Origin of the sequence: Parvimonas sp. D9, from assembly GCF_035282565.1 — a bacterium.
Lineage (GTDB): Bacteria > Bacillota > Clostridia > Tissierellales > Peptoniphilaceae > Parvimonas > Parvimonas micra.
The window spans coordinates 1-22,148 of sequence record NZ_JAYKBM010000001.1 but is presented as its reverse complement, the minus strand read 5'-3'; the positions used below and the strand labels follow the sequence as shown (position 1 = coordinate 22,148).

Sequence of the window (22,148 nt, the reverse complement as noted above, 5' to 3'; positions counted from 1 at the left end):
TTAAACTTCCTCTCCTAAAATTTTTTCAACAGCTAAAACTAATTCGCTTTCAGTTATTCCAAAACTATTTAATCTATTTATAAATTGCTTTGAATTACAATATCCAATTTTAAAATAATCACAAAGTTTTTCTCTAAGCTCTTTACTATTTCCCATTCCACTAATTCCTAAAGAAGCTAGAAGGCTTAAATTAATTTCATCTTTTCTTTCTAAAACTGTTACTTTTGCATTTTCAATAGCTTCAATAATATCTTCGACTTTTGCATTTTCAACCCCGACATTATCCCCTTTAAGAGCAAGGCTTCTACTTAAAAAAGCATTTTTACAGTTTGGTACAACTCTGTTTATATTTTTTCTAATCTTTTCTCCTGCGTAGTCGGGATCTGTAAAAACTATTATTCCACATTTTTCATTTGCCTCTTTTAATTTTTTAAGCAAATTTTTAGAAAAATGTGTTCCATTTGTTGCAATAACATCACAATCAAAGGCGGACTTCACTTTTGAAATATCGTCTTTTCCCTCAACTACTATTATTTCTTTGATTTTTTTCATATTAATCCTCTATTGAAAAAAGATTCCTGACATTACTATTCGTATTATAGATTAAATCATTCAATTCCATTTCTTTAAGTTCAGCAACTTTTTCAGCTGTAAATCTTACATATTTAGGTTCGTTTCGCTTTCCACGATTTGGCTCTGGGGTTAAATATGGACTATCCGTTTCCACAAGCAAATTATCTAGTGGAATAGTCTTTACCATTTCTCTAACATTAACTGCATTTTTAAAAGTTACCGTTCCTGAAATAGAAATATAGTAACCAAGCTTCATAAATCTTTTTGCCATTTCGCTTGAACCTGTGTAACAATGCATTACACCTTTTACTTTACCTTTAAATTCGGATAGAATATCATAAGTATCTCCCATTGCATCTCTTGTATGAATTATAACTGGTAGATTTCTTTTCTCAGCGATTTCAAGTTGTTTTCTAAAGATTTCTTTTTGTTTTTCTCTTGGAGAATTATCATAGTAATAATCAAGTCCAATTTCTCCAATAGCAACTATTTTTTCACTAAAAGACATTTCATAAACTTTTTTTAAATCTTCATCAGTTACATCTTCAACTTCATGTGGATGAATTCCTACTGCTCCATATACTCTATCATATTTTTTTACAATTTCAATTATTTTTTCACTTGATGATATATCAGAAGCTGGATCAACAATAAAATCTATTCCATCATCTTCAAAATTAGAAATGACCTTTTCTCTATCTTGATCAAATTTCTCATCATCAATATGACAATGACTATCTACTATTTTCATTATGATACCTCTGAGCCTTCTTTAACATCATTTAAAACAGTTAATACACTTAAATTTTCATCATCAGATGCAGCAAGTATCATTCCATTACTTTCAACACCTCTTAAATTAACAGGTTTTAAATTTGTAACAACAATAACTTTTTTCCCTATAAGATCTGTTTCAGAATAGTATTTTCTTATTCCTGAAACTATAGTTCTAACTTCATCTCCTATATCAATTTTAAAAACTAAAAGTCTGTCTGCCTTTGGATGAGGTTGACATTCTAAGATTTTTCCAACCTTAAGTTCAACTTTTGCAAAGTCATCAATTGTTATAAGTTCATTTTCTTCAACAGTTTCTTTCACTTCATCAGCTCCTGAATTTTTCTTTTTTCTCAATTCAATTAATTCTGAATTCTTTTGAATTATGATTTCTAATTCTTTATCAACATCAAGTCTGTCAAATAAATTTTTACCTTTACAAACTTTCGTTCCAACTTTAAGTAGTCCAAATTTAGTTAAATCTTCATAAGAATAATCAGAATAACCTATTTGTTCATTTATTCTTAATGAAGTTTCTTTCATAAAAGGCTTAATTAATCCTGAAATAATTCTTATACTTTCAAGTAAATTATAAATTACAGTTTTAAGTCTTTCTTCTTTTTGTTCTTTAATCAAAGTCCAAGGAGTTGTTTCATCAATATATTTATTTGTTCTTCTTACTAATTTCCATATTTCTTCAAGAGCCATTGAAAAATTAAGTTTATCCATCAACTCTGCAACTCTATCTCTAGTAGTAGTGGCAATTTCGATTAGATCATTATCAAGTTCAGTTAATTCTGTTTGAGAAGGAACAAAACCATCAAAATACTTTTCACACATTGCTACAGATCTTGAGACTAAGTTCCCTAAGTCATTTACAAGGTCTGAATTAATTCTGTTTAACATTTTAGTATAAGTGAAATTACCATCTTGTCCAAAAGTAAATTCTCTTAGCATAAAATATCTTAATGCATCCATTCCATATCTTTCTATAATCGGTTCAGCATAAACTATATTTCCCTTGCTTTTACTCATCTTATCATCATCAAATAAAATCCATCCATGTCCAAAAATTTTCTTTGGCAATGGTAAATCTAAAGCCATCAAAATTGCAGGCCAAATAATTGCATGGAAACGCATGATTTCCTTACCAATTAAATGAACATCACAAGGCCAAAATTTATTGAACTTTTCTTCATCTGTTCCATAACCTATACCTGTTAAATAACAACTTAAGGCATCTATCCAAACGTAAACAACATGCTTTTCATCAAAGGGAACTTTAACACCCCAATCAAAACTTGAACGTGTAACGGATAAATCAGTTAAACCTTCATTAATGAAACTTATCATCTCGTTTTTTCTTGATTCTGGTTGAATGAAATCAGGATTTTCTTCATATAATTTTAAAAGTCTATCTTGATATTTAGAAAGTCTAAAGAAGTATGTTTCTTCTTCACTAGGAGAAACTTCTCTACCACAGTCAGGACATTTATTTCCTTCAACTAGTTGGCTTTCAGTCCAAAAGGCTTCACAAGGAACACAATACATTCCTTTATAACTCCCTTTATAAATTTCTCCCTTTTCATAAAGTTTTGTAAAAATTTCACTTACATTTTTTTCGTGAATTTTATCTGTACTTCTAACAAAAGCATCAAAATCTATATCTAAAGTTCTCCAAAGTTCTTTTGCACTTTCAACAATGGGATCAATATATTCCAATGGAGCTTTACCAGCTTTTATAGCGGATTCTTGTAATTTTTGACCATGTTCATCAGTTCCAGTTGTAAAAAATACATCAAAACCTTGAGCTTGTTTATATTTCTTTAACACATCTGCAACAATTGTTGTATAAGTATGACCTAAATGTAAATTACTATTTGGATAATAAATAGGTGTTGTCAAATAAAAGTTTTTCTTTTCCAAAATAAGCCTCCTAATTTTTAAATCTTTATTTTACTTGCTAATCCAAATATTTCTTCTCCTTCAACCGAAATACCATTGCAATAAACAACTTTGTTTTTCATATCTTCATTATAAGGAGCAGAAAATCTTATATAATTTCTTGTATAACCTACAAGTCTATTTCCATTAATATTTTCTTCAAATAAAACTTCATGTTTTTCTGAAAGTTCTTTTTTCAAAAATTCTGTCGTCATATCCTTTGCTAATAGGATTAATTCATTACTTCTAAATTTCTTCACATTTCCATCAACCTGTTCCTTAAAATCAAAAGCAGGAGTTCCCTTTCTCTTTGAATATTTAAAAACATGAATTTTAGAAAATCCTATTTCTTTTACAAAATTTAATGTCTCTTGAAAATCCTCGTCATTTTCTCCTGGAAATCCAACAATAATATCAGTTGTAAGAGCAACATTTGGAAAAATTTCTTTTATCATTCTAACTTTTTTTCTATACATATCAGTTGTATATCTTCTATTCATAAGTTTTAAAATTTTATCGCAACCGCTTTGTAAAGACAAATGAAAATGCTCACAAACTTTTTTACAATTCTTTAATCTAATTAAAAAATCTTTAGAAATAATTCCCGCTTCTATGGAGCTAAGTCTTATTCTGTCAAGATTTTCGATAGTAGATAATTTTTCTATAACATCAATAAGTCTAGTATCATTTCCTAAATCAAGTCCATAAGAACCAACATGAATCCCTGTTATTATGACTTCCTTATATCCATTATTCGCAAGTTTTACAGCTTCTTCATATATATCATCAATTGGTCTTGACTTAATCGGTCCTCTTGCATGAGGAATTATGCAGTATGTACAAAACATATTACAGCCTTCTTGAATTTTTATATATGCTCTTGTTTTACTTTCTTGATTTTCTATTGACAAAACGTCAAAACCACAATCCTTTGTAAGTTCTGAAACGATATTAAACTTTAAATTCGACTTCTTTGATTCTTCACATAATTCAACTATTCTAGCTCTATTTTTAGTTCCAATAATTACATCTACATCCTCAATTGCAGAAATTTCATCAGGTGCAACCTGTGAATAACAACCTACTACAGCTAAAATAGCATCCTTATTTAATTTTTTCGCTCTGGAAATAAATTGTCTTGATTTCCTATCGCTCAAATTTGTAACTGTACAAGTATTTATAACATATACATCACATATATCATTTTCATTACAAATCTCATACCCTCGTTTCTTAAATAACTCCTGCATAGCTTCAGTTTCATACTGATTAACTTTGCAACCCAGAGTTAAAAAACTAACTTTATTCATAAACCTCCTACATAAATTCATATTGCAAAATTGAAAGTAAATTTATGCCTGCAGTCTCCGTTCTCAAAATTCTAGCTCCAAGGCCAATGCTGAAAGCTCCATTATTTGTTAAAAATTCAATTTCTTCTCTTTCAAAGCCACCTTCTGAACCTATTAATATATAAATATCTTTGCAGGATTCTTCTGTTTTTATTTTCATAATTACATCCCTTAAAGAAATATTTTTATCCTCTTCATAAGCTACAAGTAAGTAATTATCTCCTACAAAATTTATAATATCCTTAATTTGTATTAATTCATTGATTTTAGGAACAATTAATCTCTTTGATTGCTTTGAAGCCTCATAAGAAATTTTTTGCAATCTTTCAATTTTTTTATTTTCTTTTTTTTCATCAATTTTTACGATACATCTTTTAGAATTCACCAAAGTTATATCATAAACTCCTAGTTCAACTGATTTTTGAACTATTAAATCCATTTTTTCACCCTTTGCCAAACATTGCAATAGATGAATTTTAATTTTTGATTCAGTATTTTCTGAATTTTTTTCCAAATTATATACAGAAATATATTTATCACAAATCTCTATATGCCCAATATAAAGCTCCCCTAAAACTACTACCTCAATTTTTTCATCTTCTGCAATTCTAAGAACTTTTTTTATATGATTATAGTCATCTCCGTATATTTTAACTTTTCCATCTAAGATAGACTCGTCAGTAAAAAATCTATGCATTCTTTCTCCTTGCAATTACACAAACCCAATCTTTGTTTTTGTTTACTTCCAAAATTTCAAAATTATTTTTTATCAAGGCGTTTTCAACATCGGAATATTTTTCTTCTATTATTCCAGAACCAATAAAAATTCCTTCATCTTTTATAAATTTACTTATATCATCCAATAATTTTACTAAAATATGTGCAAGAATATTAGCAACAATTACATCTGCTTTTGAATTTAATTTTTCACATAAATCTCCATGATGAACAATGATTCTATCCTCAACTTTATTTAGCTTAGCATTTTCTAAAGTTGCTTCAACACCTAGAATATCAATATCTACAGCTTCTACTTTTTTTGCACCAAGTTTCAAAGCTCCAACAGATAAAATTCCACTTCCAGAACCTATATCGAAAACTATTTTATCTTTTAAATCCACTTTTTCAAGAGCTTCTAAACATAGAGCTGTAGTTTCATGAGTTCCCGTTCCAAAAGCCATTCCGGGATCCAATTCAATCATAACTTCATTTTCAGCTAAATCATAAGCTTCCCAAGTTGGTTTTATAATGAAATTCTTACCAACTTTTGTAGGTTTATAATATTTTTTCCACTCATTTGCCCAATCTTCGGTCTTTATTTTAGAATCTATTTTTAAAATGACTTTTTCGTTGTATTCTCTTTCAAATTCTGAAATTCTCTCTTGTAAAATTTGCAAATTTTCTTCAATTTCATCGTCATTTTTTAAATAAGTCTTAACAGTAATAAAATCACTTTTTTCAAAATCATCCTCATCTAAAACTACCCAATAAGGCTTTTCTTTTGCAAACTCTTCATAATCTCTTGAATCTTTTATATTTATTCCATCAATATCAAATAAATAAAGAATTCCAACTATATTATCTTCAAATTGATTTTTTACTACAACTTCAATTTCAGTCCAGTCCATTAGTCAAATAGCTCCTTCACTTTTTCAAAAAAGTTCTTTTTATGTTCCGTCAAATGTTCTTCTCTCTCATTAGAAAACTCTCTTAAAAGTTCCTTTTGTCTATCAGTTAAATTCTTTGGAGTAATAATTTTAACTCTAAAAGTTAAATTACCCTTACCATATCCATTTACATCAGAAATTCCCCTATCTTTAAGGATAAATTCTGTACCAGTCTCTGTTCCTTCAGGAATCGTATATTTTTCTTTTCCCTCTAAAGTTGGAATTTCTACTTCTGCTCCTAGTGTTGCCTCTGTAAAGGAAATTGGTAATTCATAGAAAACATCATTTCCATTTCTTACAAATAATTTATGAGATTTTACTTTGAAAATAACATATACATCTCCATTAGGTCCACCATTTTCTCCACAATTACCTTGTCCTTTTAAAGTCATTATGTTATTTGTATTTACACCCTTTGGAGCTTTAACAGTAAATTTCTTTCTGACTAAAACATACTTTTTGCCTTTACATTTTTCGCATTTTTCTTCAACAATTTCTCCTGTACCATTACATTCATTACATAATTCTTCAGAAACTACTGTTCCAAAAAAACTTTGCCTTTGAACTCTAATACTTCCACGTCCATTACATTTTTTACAAGTAACTTTTTTAGTTCCAGGTTTAGCTCCACTACCTGAACAACTATTACAAACAGTTTTTACATTCACAAAAAATTCTTTTTCTACACCATTTACTGCTTCAAAGAAATCTAAATCCAAATAAAATTCAATATCTTCTCCTTTTCTTGGTCGATTTGAATTTCTTGCAGAAGATCCGAAGCCTCCAAATCCACCGAAGCCTCCAAAATTTCCAAAAATACTTTCAAAAATATCTTCCATATCAGAGAAGCCTCCAAAGCCTCCGCCTCCTGCTGCATTTGCATTAAAGCTTGCTTCGCCATAAGTATCATATTTTTGTCTTCTATTATCATCACTTAAAATTTCATAAGCGAAATTTACTTCTTTAAAATTTTCTTCTGCTTCTTTATTATCAGGATTAACATCCGGATGATATTTTTTTGCAAGTTTTCTATATGCAGATTTTAACTCTGCTTTACTACAATTTTTTTCAACCCCTAAAATTTCATATAAATCTCTCATACTCTCTCCTAAAATAATTAATTTATAATTACTCAATATATAATTTTACCATAAAATGAACTTTCTTTCCAGTATTTTAATTGAAATTTAAACAATTTAACTAAAATAAAAACAAAAAAAGATTGGGAAAAACCCAATCTAAAATTAATGAATTTTAAATATTATAAATTAAATTATTATTAAAAATTTTCTAAAATCAATCTTGCAAGTTTATCTTCATTATGCCTTGAATAACCTGAAGATTTACTAACTAAATTATCCTCTAAAATTCTTATTTTTAATTTTTTTAAATACTTTCTTTCTTCATCACTTAATAACAGTTGACTTGCACTTTTTCTTTTATATTTTAAATCTACATCTTCTGGAATTATTTCATTATTTACAACAATTGTATCAATTTTAATTCCTTCACAATGCTTATAAATTGCGTTTAAATGATCAGTAACCTTATAATCGAAGGTTTCTGTTGATTGATTAACAACATTTAAAATAAAGCAAATTTTTGCTTTAGTATTTGTTAATGCTTCACTTATTTCAGAAATTAACAAATTAGGAATTACAGAAGTATATAAACTTCCAGGACCTATTAAAATTACATCAGAATTATAGATTTCATGAACAACTTCATTAAGTGGTTTAGCATATTTCGGAGAAATGAAAACTCTATTTATTCTACTACTTTTTTCATCTTCTAAATCTAAAGCAGTTATATTACTTTCTCCCTCAATTATTTCTCCATTTTCAAGCTCTGCAAATAATTTTATATTATCTAAAGTAACTGGTAAAACTTTACCGGTTATTGCTAAAATATTTGAAGTTTCTTGTATACCTAACATAAAATCTTTATAAATATCCGCCATTGCAACTAGAAATAAATTTCCAAAGCTTTGTCCCTTTAGATTTCCCTCTTTAAATCTATATTTCATCAATCTTTCCATTGATTTTTCAGTGTTTGCTAGGGAAATCAAACAAGCTCTAATATCTCCCGGTGGAATAATTCCTAAATCATCTCTTAGCATTCCGGAACTTCCGCCGTCATCAGCTACAGTTACAATTGCAGTAATATCTTTAAAATATTTTTTTAAACCTTTAAGAATAGTAGAACTTCCAGTTCCTCCTCCTATGGTTACAATTCTAGTATCATCTACCATAGTCTTTCATCCCTATGAGAAATATTAACATTAGAATGTTCTTTTTTAAGTTCTGAATAAATTTTTTCAGCTAAACAAACTGAACGATGCTTTCCACCTGTACATCCAACTCCAATAGTAAGCATATTTTTCCCTTCAGCCTTATATTTAGGTATTAAGAACTCCAATAAATCAACTACTTTATTTAAAAATATCTTTGAGTCATCAAAACCCATAACATAATTTTGAATTTCATCATCTTTTCCATTAAGTTCTTTTAGTTCTTCAATATAATATGGATTAGGTAAAAATCTAACGTCAAAAACTAAATCAGCTTCAACCAAAATTCCATTTTTAAATCCAAATGATTCTATATTTATAACCAAATCTTTTTTATTCCCATTAAAAAATAATGTATTTAATTTATTTTTAAAGCTACTTGCAGAAAGTCTTGTAGTGTCGATGATAATATCGGAATTATCCTTTATCTCACTGAGCATTTCTCTTTCCAATTCTATAGAATCTGACAAGGCTCCATTTGGATTTACCGGATGAGGACGTCTTAATTCCTTATATCTATTTATTAAAGTTCTATTACTTGCATCTAAAAATAAAACTTTTAATTCACAATCCATTTTTTTCAAATTTTGAATTGTTTCTGATAAGTCTTCAAAAAATCTTGCTCTAACATCAATAACTATAGCCAACTTTTCAATAGACTTTGTAGAATTATTAATTAATTCAACAAAATCTACAATAAATTTTGGAGGGAGATTTTCCATACAATAATAACCCATATCTTCAAAATGGTTTAATGCCAAGGTCTTTCCTGCTCCACTCATTCCTGTAATTATAACTGCTTCCATAACCTAATCCTTTAAAATTCTTACTTCCGTTTCCAATTTAACACCGAATTTTTCAAAAACAACTTTTTGAACATATTCTATAAGTTCCATAACTTCTTTATAACTTGCATTTCCTTTATTAACAACAAAGCCTGAATGTTTTTCGGAAACCCAAGCATCATTTATATGATATCCCTTAAGTCCAGCATCTTCAATTAATTTTGAAGCAAAATGTCCTTCAGGTCTTTTAAATGTACTTCCGGCAGAACCGAAGTTCAAAGGTTGTTTTGAATTTCTTCTTTCTCTTAAATCTTCATAGACAGCATTTATTTCTTCTTTATTTCCTTTTTGTAATTTCAATTTAATACTAGTTACAATATAGTTTCTTCTTTGAATTATGCTTTTTCTATAAGAAAATTCAAGCTCTTCATTTATTAATTCTCTTAATTCGAAATTATCTAAATCCAAAACTTGAACGGATTCCACTATATCTTTCATTTCCCCACCATAGGCTCCTGCATTCATATAGATTGCTCCACCTATTGTTCCTGGAATTCCTGAAGCAAATTCAAATCCTGTTAAAGAATTTTTAAATGCCACAGTATAAACTTCTGATAATTTTGCACCAGAATTTATTATTAAATAGTCTCCTTCAACTTTTATTTTTGAAAATTCACTCTTTAATTTTATTATAACTCCATTATAGCCTTCATCCGGAACAAGTAAATTTGATCCATTTCCAATTACAAAAAATTTAATACTATTTTCTCTACATATTTTTACAGCTTCAATGATATCTGAAATTTCTCTAGGTTCAACCAAAGCTATACAATTTCCACCTATTTTGAATGTAGTATGATTTTTTAAAGGTTCATCATATCTTACAATACAATTCAATTTATTAAATAACATATTTACCACCTAATTTGATTTATTTTTTATTTCTTCCATTATTCTTTTATTCAATTCTTCCGCAGCATTATATCCATACATTTTTTGACGCATATTTCTTGCTGCAACTTCAACAATCAGTGCTATATTTCTACCCGGTTTTACAGGAATTACAATATATGGAAGTTCAAGACCTAAGATGCTTTTATATTTATCATCAAGCCCTAATCTATCATATTCTTTATTATCTATCCAATTTTCAAGTTCAATAACAAAATCTATTTCAGTAGATTTTTTTACTGCTCCGACACCATATAATCTTTGGATATCTAAAATTCCAAGTCCTCTTATCTCTAGAAAATGTCGAATATTTTCAGGGGACTCTCCATAGAGTTTATTATCTATTTTTCTTATATCGACAGCATCATCTGCTACTAATCTATGTCCACGGGCGATAAGTTCCAAAGCAGTTTCACTTTTTCCTATACTACTTTTTCCAATTATTAAAATTCCCATACCAAATACTTCAAGTAATCCACCGTGAATTCTAATTTCTTCGCTTAGAGCAAATTCCAAAAACACATTCAGCTTAGAAATAAGTTTTGTAGTTCCATAATCTACTCTTAAAATTGTTCTATTATGTTTTTTTGCCAAAGAATAAACTTCGTAAGGTATATTAATTCCATAACTATAAATTAAGGCAGGAATAGGATATGAAAAGAACTTATCAAAAATATTTCTTCTTTCATCAAAGGGCAAATATTTGTTATAATATTCATGCTCTGGAAGTCCAATTATTTGAATTCTTTTATATGAAAAAGTATCAAAAAAACCACTTAGTTGAAGACCAGGTCTATTAACTTCATTAATATCTATTTCTATTTTATCATAATCATCGCTTTTATAAACAATCTCAAATCCAAGTTTTTCAACTAAGTCTTTCAATAGAACACTTTTTTTCATATTATCCCTCATTATTAAAAAATTCAAAAATATTTTTAGCTGTTTTCTTATCCATTTTATCAACCATAAGAAGTTCTTCAACACTTGCTTTTTTTATCGAAGAAATGCTTCCAAAATGAGATAATAGTTTAATCTTTTTAATTTCTCCAACACCTTTTATCTCATCAAGAACAGAATTTTGTAATTTTTTATTCTGTAAACTTCTATGATAGTTAATAGCAAATCTATGAACTTCTTCTTGTATGTCAAATAAAAATCTATATATATTTGTATTTATATCTAATTCGATATAATTGTCTTCAAAAATTATTCCTTTAGTTCTATGTTTGTCATTTTTTACAAGTCCAATAACAGGAACATCCAAGTTCTTTTCCAAAAGAACTTCTTTTGCTACATTAACATGTCCCTTTCCACCATCCATTAAAATTAAGTCCGGCTTTTCTGAAAAACTGCTTCCAGCAGAATTTATTTTTTCATCTAAAAATCTATTAAATCTTCTTGTAAGCATCTCTCTATGGCTTGAATAGTCATCTTGCCCTACAACTGTTTTTATTTTAAATTTTCGATAATCTTTTGAGCTTTTAAAACCATTTTTATAAACTACCATACTCCCAACATTAAAATCACCTGAAATATTTGAAATATCATAACATTCTATTCTATCTAGATTGTCAATATCCAAAATATTTTTTAGATAATTAATAGCTTGCAAGTATTTTACATTTATATTTTTATTATCAAAAATATGTTTTGTTAAAATTTCATTTGCATTCTTTTGCAAAATTTTCATTTGATCAAATTTAACACCTTTTTTAGGATTTTTTACAGAAATAGATTTTTCAGAAAAAATATTTGCTAAGAATAATGAAATTTCATTTAAAAATTTTTCATTCGAATAATCAATATATACTTCTTTAACCTTGTTATGATGACTTATGTAAAATTGCCTTATAACATTTGAGAATAGCTCTTCAACTTCCAAGTCCAAAATATTTTCAACAATGAAATGTTTTCTATCAACTACAAGTCCATCATTTACAATAAAAATTGCAACAACCAAAATATTCTCAGCATAAGCATAAGAAATCAAATGATATTCCTTAAATTTCTTGATATTAAAAATCTGTTTAGTAAATAAATAATCAATTTCACTTAAGAAATCTCTATATTTCATCGCAAGTTCATATTCTTCTTTAGCTGATGACTGTTTCATTCTATTTAGTAAAATTTCTTTTATCTCAGTTGTATCTCCTGAAAGAAACTTAATAACTCTTTTAACATCATTATTATAATTTTCTCTATCTATATTTTGAGTACATGGTGCTGAGCATCTTTCCAAATAATAGCTCATACAAGGTCTTTGTAAAAACTTTCCTTTATCAAAGTTCAACTTACAATCTCTTATATTGTAAATCAATATAGATAATTCCATCAATTTTTCTAAGTCTGAAATTGTAGGAAAAGGCCCAAAATATTGAGCCTTATCTTCCTTAATATCTCTAACTTTTAAAATTTTAGGAAATTTTTCATTTGTGATTTTTATATAAGGATATTGTTTGTCGTCCTTTAAATTTATATTATACTTAGGTCTATTCTTTTTAATTAAATTTGCTTCTAAAACTAAACTTTCAGTTTCGTTGTTTACAATTATATATTCAAATCTATGGATATGTTCTACCATAGCTTGAACCTTTTTGTATTTGTGATTAGTAGTAAAATATGACCTAACTCTATTTTTTAAAGATACAGACTTTCCAACATAGATAATCTTATCATCCTTATCATACATTATATAAACTCCCGGTAAATCGGGTAGCTTTTTTAATTCGTAATTTATATCAAATTCTTTTAAATTTCCTTGCATTGTTCTCTTAAGTATTCTAAATCATGTCCACTTAAATATGGAGATAATTTTTCATAACACATCTTATTGTAATCATTTAACCAAACAATTTCTTCTTCAGTTAATAATGATTTATCAACAGGTCTTGTATCAATAGGCACAACTGTCAAATTATCAAATTTTAAAAATTGACCAAATTCAGTCATTTCATCTTTAACACAAACCATAATATTTTCAATTCTAATTCCGTGACTACCACTAATATAAATGCCCGGTTCATCAGAAGTTACCATTCCAACTTCCATTGGATATTCGTTACCTGCAGTTCCTATTCTTTGAGGTCCTTCATGAACGTTTAAAACATGACCTACTCCATGTCCTGTACCATGATTGAAATTAATTCTGTTTTTCCATAGATTATATCTAGTGAAAGCATCTAAATAACCACCATTTGTTCCTTCTAAGAACTTAGCTTCCATTAAAGCAATATGTGCCTTTAAAACTAGCGTATAGTGATAAATTTCTTCTTCTTTTAATTTACCAAGTGCAACAGTTCTTGTAATATCAGTTGTTCCATCTAAATAATGTCCACCGCTGTCAATTAAATACAATCCTCTAGGTTCAATTTTTACAGGATTTTCATGACTTGGTTTATAATGTGGCATTGAAGCATTTGCACCGTAAGCAGAAATTGATTCAAAACTGTCTTCAATAAATAAATCTTGTTGTTTTCTAAATTCCAATAATTTTTCTGATGCAATCATTTCAGTTATAGTTCCTGTTGAAACACCTGTTTCCAACCAATTTAAATATCTAACTAGTGCAACTCCATCTTTAATGAATGCATTCTTAGTATTTTTTATTTCAATTTCATTTTTATGACATTTCATTATTGAAGTAAGATTTAAGCCTGTAACAACATTTACTCCTCTTCCGATTGATGAATAAACTGCTACATTTGTCTTTTTTGTTTCTAAATATAAAGTTTTCTTTGCCTCAATATCAGAAATATCTCTTGCTATAACTTCATAAGCTTTAATTGAAATATTATTTTCTTTCAAATAATCTGCAACTTCCTGTGATAATTTAGATTTATCGATATATAAATTACATGTATTTTCAGAAATCAATAGATATGAAATTACAACAGGATTGCATTGAACATCATTCGCTCTAATATTCAAAACATAAGCAATATCATCTAAAGAACCAATAAAATGATAGTCTATTCCTCTTTCTTTCATCATGCTTCTAAGTCTAGCAATTCTATCAGAAGTTGATTCTCCAGAATATTTTTCATCAAAAATATAAACTTTGCTGTCCGGCTTTGCAGGACGACCTTCTTCGTTCCAAATATCTCCTATATAATCAACATCAGTTATAAACTCAAAATTAGGTAATTTTCTCATTAAATTTTCATATTCTGCAACAGAAGTATTATTACCATCAAAAGCAATCTTTGCTACTCCATTAGGAAATTCTTTCAACAAAAACTCCTCAATAGAAATTGAATCAGGAACACCCATCTTGTAAAGTTCAACTTCCCCTACAGATAATTCTTTAGCTGCTTGAATAAAATATCTTCCATCAGTCCATAAACCAGATTTTTTAGTAGTAATAACAGCTGTTCCGGCTGAACCTGTAAAACCTGTTATAAATTGTCTAGTTTTGTAATAATCCGCCAAGTATTCGGATTGATGCGGATCTGAGCTAGGTACAATATAGGCATCTATATTTCTTTTAGCCATCAACTTTCTCAATTTACTTATTCTTTCATTAATCATAATAACAATACCCCCTTAAAATTTAAATTCTAACAACTATATTATAGCATTGTAAATTTAATATTTCAATAAATTTTTACAATCAATAATGAAAATCTTTTAAATAAACAAAAAAATAGATACCATTTTACAAACAGTATCTATTAAAACTAAATTTAATTATTTTTTACCTTTCAAATCTTTAGCAATTAATGCATCAAGAACTAATTCATAACCTTCTGCACCAAATTGTAATGATCTATTTACTCTACTAATTGTAGCAGTTGATGCTCCAGTTTCAAGTTCTATTTCATTATATGTTTTTCTAATTTTTAAAAGTTTAGCAACTTCCAATCTTTGAGAAATAGAATTTAATTCACGTAAAGTACAAACATCTTCAAAGAAAGCATAGCAATCATCTTTAGTTTTTAACATTAAAATAGCTTCGAAGAATTCATCTAATTGTTTTGATTGTAATTTTTTTAAATTTGACATAACACACCTCCAATTATTTAACAATATTTCTATTCAATTATACTTCATTATACAATAATAGTCAAGTACTAAATTGTATTTTATAAAAAACTGGCGGGAATATGTGGGAATCGAACCCACCTAAGAAGCTACAAACTCCTTATGCTGGTTTTGAAGACCAGAGAGCACACCAGAACTCATCTACTCCCATAAAACAACATTAAGTATTATACATTATCTAATAAAAAAAATCAACCTTTTACAAAATTTTTTATAAACAAGTTGATTATAACTATAAATAAAATATTAAAAAATATTTTTTATTGCAAAACAACAAAATTCTTAAACATCTTCTCGATGTGAAGCGTCGTAAAAGGATACAATTCTCATTTTTCCACAAACTCTTCAATTTTTTCTGTTATTTCATTAATTTTATTTAATCTATCAAATTTAACTCTCTTAATAGATCTGGAAAATACCGCAGAAATCAAAACTCCTATTGCTATTGAACCTGCATGTACTACAGTACTTATTCCACTATCTAAAGCCAATAAATACTCATCTTTTGCAAAATATTCCATAGTATGATACATTCCATATCCGGGAACCAACATTACAATTCCGATATATAAAAATACCGTAGAAGGCATTTTTAATTTTACAGAAAAATATTCAGCAAAAAGTCCAACAACTAAAGATGCAATTAAATTACTAACTGCATTTCCAAAATATTTGCTACAAAAATAGTAAACAATCCAACTGATTGTTCCTATAACAGTACAATAAACAATAGCTTTCTTTGGAACTATAAAAAATATTGAAAATGCAATGCTCGATACAACTGCACAAATAATGTTTAAAAATAAATCCATAAAACCACCTATCCAAAAAGTCTAAGAATTAGAACAACACCAACAGCAATAGAAACAGCTGTAAATATTGCAGACATTATACCTATTATTCCGGATAAAATATCTCCTGATAAAATATCTCTCATAGAATTTGTTATCTGTATTCCCGGAAAAAGCGGAATAATTCCTGCAATTATAATACTTGAAACATTTTCTATATGAATAAGTCTTGACATAGTCATAATAAAAAGTGTAACTGCACATGCAGATAAAAAAGTCGTTAAAAATGAAGGTAATCCTAATTTTCCAATATAAATCAGAAATAACATTTCGACAAGCATAGCCATTGACGCCGGAATAAAATCGCTCAATGTCCCCCCAAAAATAAATGCCAAAAACGGAGCAGATAAAGTAATTAATAAAATAGTTGTAAAATTACTATATGAACTTTTATTTTTTATGTTTTTCAGTTCTTTGAACGCTTCATCAACATCTACTTTACCTGAAACAATATTTCTTGATAACTCATTTAGTAAGGCTATTTTTTCTAAATTCTTTCCTGAATCATTTAATCTTCTCATGCTTGTATAATTTGTTCCGTTATATACAAATGAAATTATTACCATATTACTCAATGCAAAGGTATTAACAGCTTTAACATTTTGAAAAGATTTACAAATTCTATTTATACTATCCTCTACTCTATAAACCTCTGCTCCATTATAAAGCAAAGAGTAAGAAAATTTAATGCTGAAATTTAATAATTTCTTTGCTTCATAATCACTATTTATAGAATTATTTTTCATCATCGTACTCATCATCACATTCTTCCATTTCCTTTAAAAATTTTCTTTTTGAACGAACAACATAAAATATCAATAAAAATAAAATTGTAGGAACAATCAACATAACAGGATTTTTTATTAAACTGGCAATTGCTTCCATTCTTTCTTTATACTCTTTTTCAGATTTTTCATTTACAGCTTCAAGCCTCTTTTTCTTTTCTTCTTCAGTTAACTCATCATAATTTTTTTTAAAATCATCTTTAGGTTTTGAATATTTATTAGCCTCTAATCTTTTATTCCTTTCAATCTCGTCAAGATTCGGAACATAATCACCCTTATTTATCATATTTTGGAATAACTTAATCTCTGAATTATCCGGGTCTTTATCATTAGCTAAATAAAGTGTTTGATAATTACCGGAAGTCGCTTTAAAAATCCAAGTCAAATCTAAAGTATTATCTTTTTTCAAAATTCCAACAAAATAATCTCCTTTTGAAGGAGTTAGCCTACTATAACTATACTCTTTAAACTTAGGAACTTCAATTTCTTTAAGATTTTCTCCTAAAAAAATTGTAGTAACTTTTACTTTAAATTTTCCATTAGAATCATCAACAATATTTCCAATAAAGAAACTTCTATAATCCATGTCATAAATTCTATTTGCTCTATCAAAGTTATCATCCGCGAAAGAATTTTTAGATACAAAATTAAAACTTAATATAAAAATTAAAAATAAAACTAAAAATTTTTCTATGATATTTTTTATATTTAAAAATCTATTACTCATAAAATCACCTCTAGTATATTTTACCATAAACTTTTAATAAAAAATAGAGAAGAAATCACTTCTTCTCTATAATTCTTGATATAAATCATTTTTATTAAGCATTTTCTTTATTTATCAATTTCATCAAAAAGTAAACTACTACTCCAATAACCAAGCCTCCAAGACCTATTACTATTTGTTGTTTAGTAGCATTATATAATAACCAACAACTTACAACTGATGCAAAAATAGGAATCACCCAACCAAATGGAACCCTAAATGAAGCTTTTAAATCAGGTCTTTTCTTTCTTAATATCATTATTGATAAACAAGTTGGTACATATTGTGCAAATCTTGAAACTACACTTATTGCAGCTAAAATTGCAAATGATCCTATTAGTGATCCATATAATCCCAATGCTAAAGTAATAATACCTGTAATTATAATTGCAATGTAAGGAACATCATTTGAATTTTTCTTTGCAACAACTCTTGGAATTAATCCGTCATTTGCTAAGGCAGCACCACTTCTTGGGGTTCCTATTGAAGCAGCTATATTTATACCTCCAATTGAAACTAAAGTACCTGCTCCTACAAGATACTTACCTGCATTACCAATTATTTTAGTAAATGCAGCTTGTACAGGTGCTGTTTCCTTTGCAAGACCCGGTCCTAAAATACCAATAGCTATCCCAATAATTGCAATATAAAATACTGAACACAATAAAATTACCAATAAAATTGATTTAGGAACATCTTTTTCCGGATTTTCCATATCTTCTGCAGCAACGGCAATATTCTCAAAACCTGTAAAAGCATAAAAAATTGTAAGCGCAGCAGCTCCAATAGCAGCTCCTGATGTCATAACTGTACCATCTTTAAGAGTACCTGGCGTAAAGAACGGAGTAAAATTTGAACCGTTTATAAAGAACAAACCAACAGCAATAAAAATTATAAGAGGTAACAACTTACCTGTTGTTACAATATTATTTACAATCTTCGTTGCCTTAATACCTGATAAGTTAAGTCCTGTAAGCAAAACAACTATAATTGTTACTATTATTGCTTTTGCAATATTAGGATTTGAAAAAGTTCCTTTTGGCAATAATCCCATTAATGCTTCAGCAAATCCAACAGTCATTGTTGCCCAAGCTATAATTGCAATAGCCCATTTCATAAATCCAACTTCAAAACCTACAAATTCACCAAAGGCTTCCTTAGCATAAACATAAGGTCCTCCGTTTTTCTTAAACATTCCACCTGCTTCTGCAAAACACATCGCTATACTAATAACCAAAATTGCATCAAAAACTGTTACTAAAAGTGCAGCAGGTCCAACTTGTGCCATTACTTTATTAGGTAATAAGAATATACCTGAACCAATAATGGAGTTAAATCCTAATAGAATTATACTCAATAATCCCATTTTATTTTTGTTTTTATCAGTCATAAAAATTTACACCTCCTATTTTTTATATTCTATGACTTTTCTTACAAATGAATTAAAAATCTCTTGAGATTTTTCACAATTTAAAGATAACATTTCCGGATGCCATTGAACTCCTATTATAAAACTATCTTCTGTAATTTTTTCAATAGATTCAACAACTCCATCAGAACTTTTTGCAACCACCTTAAATTCAGGAGCAACATCTTTTATTATTTGATGATGAAAACTATTTACCTTATATTCTTTACCTAAAATATTTTTCAAGAAAGTTCCTTCTTCCAAATCTACAAAATGAGTAGCTTGAGTAGGATTGTCTACTTGATCATGCTTGATTTTAACAAAATCGGCATAAGACAAATCTTGATATAAAGTTCCTCCATTAATAACATTAATTATTTGATAGCCTCTACAAATACCAAAAATAGGCTTCTTCAATTTTATAGCAGTCTTATAAAGTTCCATATCAAAAACATCTCTTTTAGGAAAAACTTCTCCAATTTTTAACATTGGATCTTCCCCATAATTATATGGATCTACATCATGTCCTCCTGATAAAATAATTCCGTCAACTTGCTCAACCATTTCTCTTGTGCTTTCCAAATCTTCATTAAATGGTATAATGAAAGGAATACCTCCTGCTCTTAAAACGGATTCAACATAATCTTGGTTTACATAAGATCTTCTATAACCTGAAAAAGTATTACCCTTATTAATCAAAATACTACCTGAAATCCCAATAATCGGTTTCATAAAATCGCCTCCTTAAATAGTGTCTTAACAATTATACCATTAAAGTTGAAAAAAAACAATATAAAATGACTTTAATTCATAAATTAATATGTAAACCATATTATAAGATAAACACATTCACATACAAAATTATAAATAATAAATCACAATATAAAAAGTTCAAATAAATATGAAATTCAAACTTTAATTATATTTATCATACTTTTTAGTAAATTATTAATTAATTTGATTATACCCAAATTTTATTACCAAAAAAGGATCAATGAATTTTCATCGATCCTTAATTTTAAACTTAGTAATCACAAATAAGCAATTACTTTTTTTTGGCGTGCCATAGAGGATTCGAACCCCTGGCCTTTTGGTCCGTAGCCAAACGCTCTATCCAGCTGAGCTAATGGCACATAATACAAAACTCAGAATAAATTCTGAGTTCTTGGAGCGGAAGACGAGATTCGAACTCGCGACCCTCGCCTTGGCAAGGCGATGCTCTACCACTGAGCCACTCCCGCAAATATGGAGCTGGTGGGAGGACTTGAACCCCTAACCTACTGATTACAAGTCAGTTGCTCTACCAATTGAGCTACACCAGCAAAATAGTGGCGACCTGGATGGGACTCGAACCCACGACCTCTAGCGTGACAGGCTAGCATTCTAACCAGCTGAACTACCAGGCCGTATTTGGTGGGCACAATAGGGCTCGAACCTATGACCCCCTGCTTGTAAGGCAGATGCTCTCCCAACTGAGCTATGCGCCCAAATATAACCACAATGTAAAAAAATATAATATAAAAATGGTAGCGGAGAAGGGATTTGAACCCCTGACACTGCGGGTATGAACCGCATGCTCTAGCCAACTGAGCTACTCCGCCACATAAATAATAAATGGTGACCCCACCGGGATTCGAACCCGGGTTACCGCCGTGAAAGGGCGATGTCTTAACCGCTTGACCATGGGGCCTAAGAACTGGTGCCGAGGACCGGAATCGAACCGGTACGATGAGTTAACATCGCAGGATTTTAAGTCCTGTGCGTCTGCCAGTTCCGCCACCCCGGCATAATTGGCTCCCAGGGTGGGGCTCGAACCCACAACCTACCGGTTAACAGCCGGGTGCTCCACCATTGAGCTACCTAGGAGTTTGGCTGTTTTCTATTCTTCCAATACGAGATGTATCAGTACCTTCGACGTTTAAGAGCTTAACTTCTGTGTTCGAGATGGGAACAGGTGTATCCTCTTAGCTATCACAGCCATACTTATTTTGTTTTTATGGTGTTAATCTCTACGAGCTTTCACTGTCGAAACTTACCATTTGTTTCACAAATGGAGTTTCTTAGTATCTGACCTACGACGCAATCACAGATTGCTGTTAGGTCATTAACTTCTGTGTTCGGGATGGGAACAGTGTAACCTCTTAAGCCTTACAGCCATACTTTTTTGTTTACTTTTCTTTACCTTTAAGCTCTGAGCTTTCACTGTCGAAACTTACCATTTGCTTCACAAATGGAGTTTCTTAGTATCTGACCTACGACGCAATCACAGATTGCTGTTAGGTCATTAACTTCTGTGTTCGGGATGGGAACAGTGTAACCTCTTAAGCCTTACAGCCATACTTTTTTGTTTACTTTTCTTTACCTTTAAGCTCTGAGCTTTCACAACAATAAACAAAATTAATTACTTATATAAACAAAAAACCATTCTTTCGAGTGGTTTGTTTGGCTGTTTTCTATTCTTCCAATACGAGATGTATCAGTACCTTCGACGTTTAAGAGCTTAACTTCTGTGTTCGGGATGGGAACAGGTGTATCCTCTTAGCTATCACAGCCATACTTGTTTATTTACTTTTCTTTGCCGTTAAGCTCTGAGCTTTCACTGTCGAAACTTGCCATTTGTTTGACAAATGGAGTTTCTTAGCATCTGACCTACGACGCAATCTCAGATTGCTGTTAGGTCATGAACTTCTGTGTTCGAGATGGGAACAGTGTAGCCTCTTAAGCCTCACAGCCATACTTATTTACTTTTTCTTTTTCAATATATTTCTGTTTAAAACCCTTACAACTAAAGAGTATATATTTCTGGTCAAGCTTTCGATTTATTAGTATCAGTTAGCTTTGATGTTGCCACCTTTACACCTCTGACCTATCTACGACATTTTCTTTATCGAATCTCTCTTGCATTTCTGCAACAGGAAATCTCATCTTGAGGGGGGCTTCGTGCTTAGATGCCTTCAGCACT

At 29.3% G+C, this 22,148-nt stretch carries 19 protein-coding genes, 10 tRNA genes and 3 rRNA genes; all 32 read right to left on the bottom strand.

The genetic code is table 11. The features are described from left to right. Complete coding sequence (rnmV, locus tag VJI94_RS00160; RefSeq protein WP_004833696.1) at positions 1-552, bottom strand: ribonuclease M5; 552 nt, start codon at positions 550-552, stop codon at positions 1-3. Position 553: 1 nt separating this feature from the next. Then, positions 554-1,324 carry a TatD family hydrolase gene (locus VJI94_RS00155; protein ID WP_029948837.1) on the bottom strand — a complete coding sequence of 257 codons (771 nt, stop codon included), beginning with the start codon at positions 1,322-1,324 and terminating at the stop codon, positions 554-556. Continuing rightward, complete coding sequence (metG, locus tag VJI94_RS00150) at positions 1,324-3,273, bottom strand: methionine--tRNA ligase (RefSeq protein WP_324007931.1); 1,950 nt, start codon at positions 3,271-3,273, stop codon at positions 1,324-1,326. The genes VJI94_RS00155 and metG overlap by 1 nt, the downstream gene beginning before the upstream one ends. A gap of 17 nt (positions 3,274-3,290) precedes the next feature. After that, positions 3,291-4,601: a tRNA (N(6)-L-threonylcarbamoyladenosine(37)-C(2))-methylthiotransferase MtaB gene (gene mtaB, locus VJI94_RS00145; RefSeq protein ID WP_029948835.1), complete on the bottom strand. Its 1,311-nt coding sequence runs from the start codon at positions 4,599-4,601 to the stop codon at positions 3,291-3,293. Between the two features lie 7 nt (positions 4,602-4,608). Next, positions 4,609-5,337, bottom strand: a complete 729-nt coding sequence (locus VJI94_RS00140; RefSeq protein ID WP_324007930.1) for an RsmE family RNA methyltransferase — start codon at positions 5,335-5,337, stop codon at positions 4,609-4,611. After that, complete coding sequence (prmA, locus tag VJI94_RS00135; RefSeq protein WP_029948832.1) at positions 5,330-6,268, bottom strand: 50S ribosomal protein L11 methyltransferase; 939 nt, start codon at positions 6,266-6,268, stop codon at positions 5,330-5,332. The genes VJI94_RS00140 and prmA overlap by 8 nt, the downstream gene beginning before the upstream one ends. Continuing rightward, complete coding sequence (gene dnaJ, locus VJI94_RS00130) at positions 6,268-7,407, bottom strand: molecular chaperone DnaJ (RefSeq protein WP_324007929.1); 1,140 nt, start codon at positions 7,405-7,407, stop codon at positions 6,268-6,270. The genes prmA and dnaJ overlap by 1 nt, the downstream gene beginning before the upstream one ends. Before the next feature lie 179 nt (positions 7,408-7,586). Then, entirely contained in the window at positions 7,587-8,558 is a 972-nt protein-coding gene (locus tag VJI94_RS00125; RefSeq protein ID WP_324007928.1) for a gluconeogenesis factor YvcK family protein, read from the bottom strand. Next, a complete protein-coding gene (gene rapZ, locus VJI94_RS00120) occupies positions 8,552-9,403 on the bottom strand; it encodes an RNase adapter RapZ (protein ID WP_150262864.1) in 852 nt (283 codons plus the stop codon). The genes VJI94_RS00125 and rapZ overlap by 7 nt, the downstream gene beginning before the upstream one ends. Before the next feature lie 3 nt (positions 9,404-9,406). Next, positions 9,407-10,294 (bottom strand): UDP-N-acetylmuramate dehydrogenase, encoded by an 888-nt coding sequence (gene murB, locus VJI94_RS00115; RefSeq protein WP_324007927.1) that lies wholly within the window; start codon positions 10,292-10,294, stop codon positions 9,407-9,409. Between the two features lie 9 nt (positions 10,295-10,303). After that, a complete protein-coding gene (hprK, locus tag VJI94_RS00110) occupies positions 10,304-11,236 on the bottom strand; it encodes an HPr(Ser) kinase/phosphatase (RefSeq protein ID WP_040597133.1) in 933 nt (310 codons plus the stop codon). Between the two features lies 1 nt (position 11,237). Further along, positions 11,238-13,100: an excinuclease ABC subunit UvrC gene (uvrC, locus tag VJI94_RS00105; protein WP_324007926.1), complete on the bottom strand. Its 1,863-nt coding sequence runs from the start codon at positions 13,098-13,100 to the stop codon at positions 11,238-11,240. Continuing rightward, positions 13,085-14,863: an aminopeptidase P family protein gene (locus VJI94_RS00100; protein ID WP_118058655.1), complete on the bottom strand. Its 1,779-nt coding sequence runs from the start codon at positions 14,861-14,863 to the stop codon at positions 13,085-13,087. Before VJI94_RS00100 ends, uvrC begins: the two co-directional genes overlap by 16 nt. Positions 14,864-15,022: 159 nt before the next feature. Next, on the bottom strand, positions 15,023-15,337 hold the full coding sequence (locus VJI94_RS00095; RefSeq protein ID WP_004833732.1) for a YerC/YecD family TrpR-related protein: 315 nt from the start codon (positions 15,335-15,337) through the stop codon (positions 15,023-15,025). A gap of 91 nt (positions 15,338-15,428) precedes the next feature. Beyond that, positions 15,429-15,525, bottom strand: a tRNA-Sec gene (locus VJI94_RS00090). A 177-nt stretch (positions 15,526-15,702) separates the two neighbouring features. Continuing rightward, complete coding sequence (locus tag VJI94_RS00085; protein WP_004833733.1) at positions 15,703-16,188, bottom strand: threonine/serine exporter family protein; 486 nt, start codon at positions 16,186-16,188, stop codon at positions 15,703-15,705. An 8-nt stretch (positions 16,189-16,196) separates the two neighbouring features. Next, the gene (locus tag VJI94_RS00080; RefSeq protein ID WP_269752319.1) at positions 16,197-16,988 is read right to left on the bottom strand and encodes a threonine/serine ThrE exporter family protein; all 792 of its coding nucleotides are present in this window, start codon (positions 16,986-16,988) and stop codon (positions 16,197-16,199) included. Beyond that, the gene (locus tag VJI94_RS00075) at positions 16,963-17,739 is read right to left on the bottom strand and encodes a hypothetical protein (RefSeq protein WP_324007925.1); all 777 of its coding nucleotides are present in this window, start codon (positions 17,737-17,739) and stop codon (positions 16,963-16,965) included. Before VJI94_RS00075 ends, VJI94_RS00080 begins: the two co-directional genes overlap by 26 nt. Before the next feature lie 94 nt (positions 17,740-17,833). Beyond that, positions 17,834-19,168 carry an APC family permease gene (locus VJI94_RS00070; protein WP_004833736.1) on the bottom strand — a complete coding sequence of 445 codons (1,335 nt, stop codon included), beginning with the start codon at positions 19,166-19,168 and terminating at the stop codon, positions 17,834-17,836. Positions 19,169-19,183: 15 nt separating this feature from the next. Next, the gene (locus VJI94_RS00065) at positions 19,184-19,918 is read right to left on the bottom strand and encodes a gamma-glutamyl-gamma-aminobutyrate hydrolase family protein (protein WP_004833738.1); all 735 of its coding nucleotides are present in this window, start codon (positions 19,916-19,918) and stop codon (positions 19,184-19,186) included. A 324-nt stretch (positions 19,919-20,242) separates the two neighbouring features. Beyond that, positions 20,243-20,319: transfer RNA gene (locus tag VJI94_RS00060), tRNA-Arg, on the bottom strand. 33 nt (positions 20,320-20,352) lie between these two features. Then, a tRNA-Gly gene (locus tag VJI94_RS00055) sits at positions 20,353-20,427 on the bottom strand. A gap of 5 nt (positions 20,428-20,432) precedes the next feature. Further along, positions 20,433-20,508: transfer RNA gene (locus VJI94_RS00050), tRNA-Thr, on the bottom strand. Between the two features lie 7 nt (positions 20,509-20,515). Continuing rightward, positions 20,516-20,592: transfer RNA gene (locus tag VJI94_RS00045), tRNA-Asp, on the bottom strand. Between the two features lie 5 nt (positions 20,593-20,597). Further along, positions 20,598-20,673, bottom strand: a tRNA-Val gene (locus tag VJI94_RS00040). A gap of 37 nt (positions 20,674-20,710) precedes the next feature. Continuing rightward, a tRNA-Met gene (locus tag VJI94_RS00035) sits at positions 20,711-20,787 on the bottom strand. 14 nt (positions 20,788-20,801) lie between these two features. Next, a tRNA-Glu gene (locus VJI94_RS00030) sits at positions 20,802-20,876 on the bottom strand. A gap of 7 nt (positions 20,877-20,883) precedes the next feature. After that, positions 20,884-20,972, bottom strand: a tRNA-Leu gene (locus VJI94_RS00025). Between the two features lie 5 nt (positions 20,973-20,977). Continuing rightward, a tRNA-Asn gene (locus tag VJI94_RS00020) sits at positions 20,978-21,052 on the bottom strand. After that, positions 21,053-21,168, bottom strand: a 5S ribosomal RNA gene (gene rrf, locus VJI94_RS00015). 458 nt (positions 21,169-21,626) lie between these two features. Then, positions 21,627-21,742, bottom strand: a 5S ribosomal RNA gene (gene rrf / locus VJI94_RS00010). A gap of 246 nt (positions 21,743-21,988) precedes the next feature. Next, positions 21,989-22,148 (bottom strand): 23S ribosomal RNA (locus VJI94_RS00005); the annotation flags it as partial.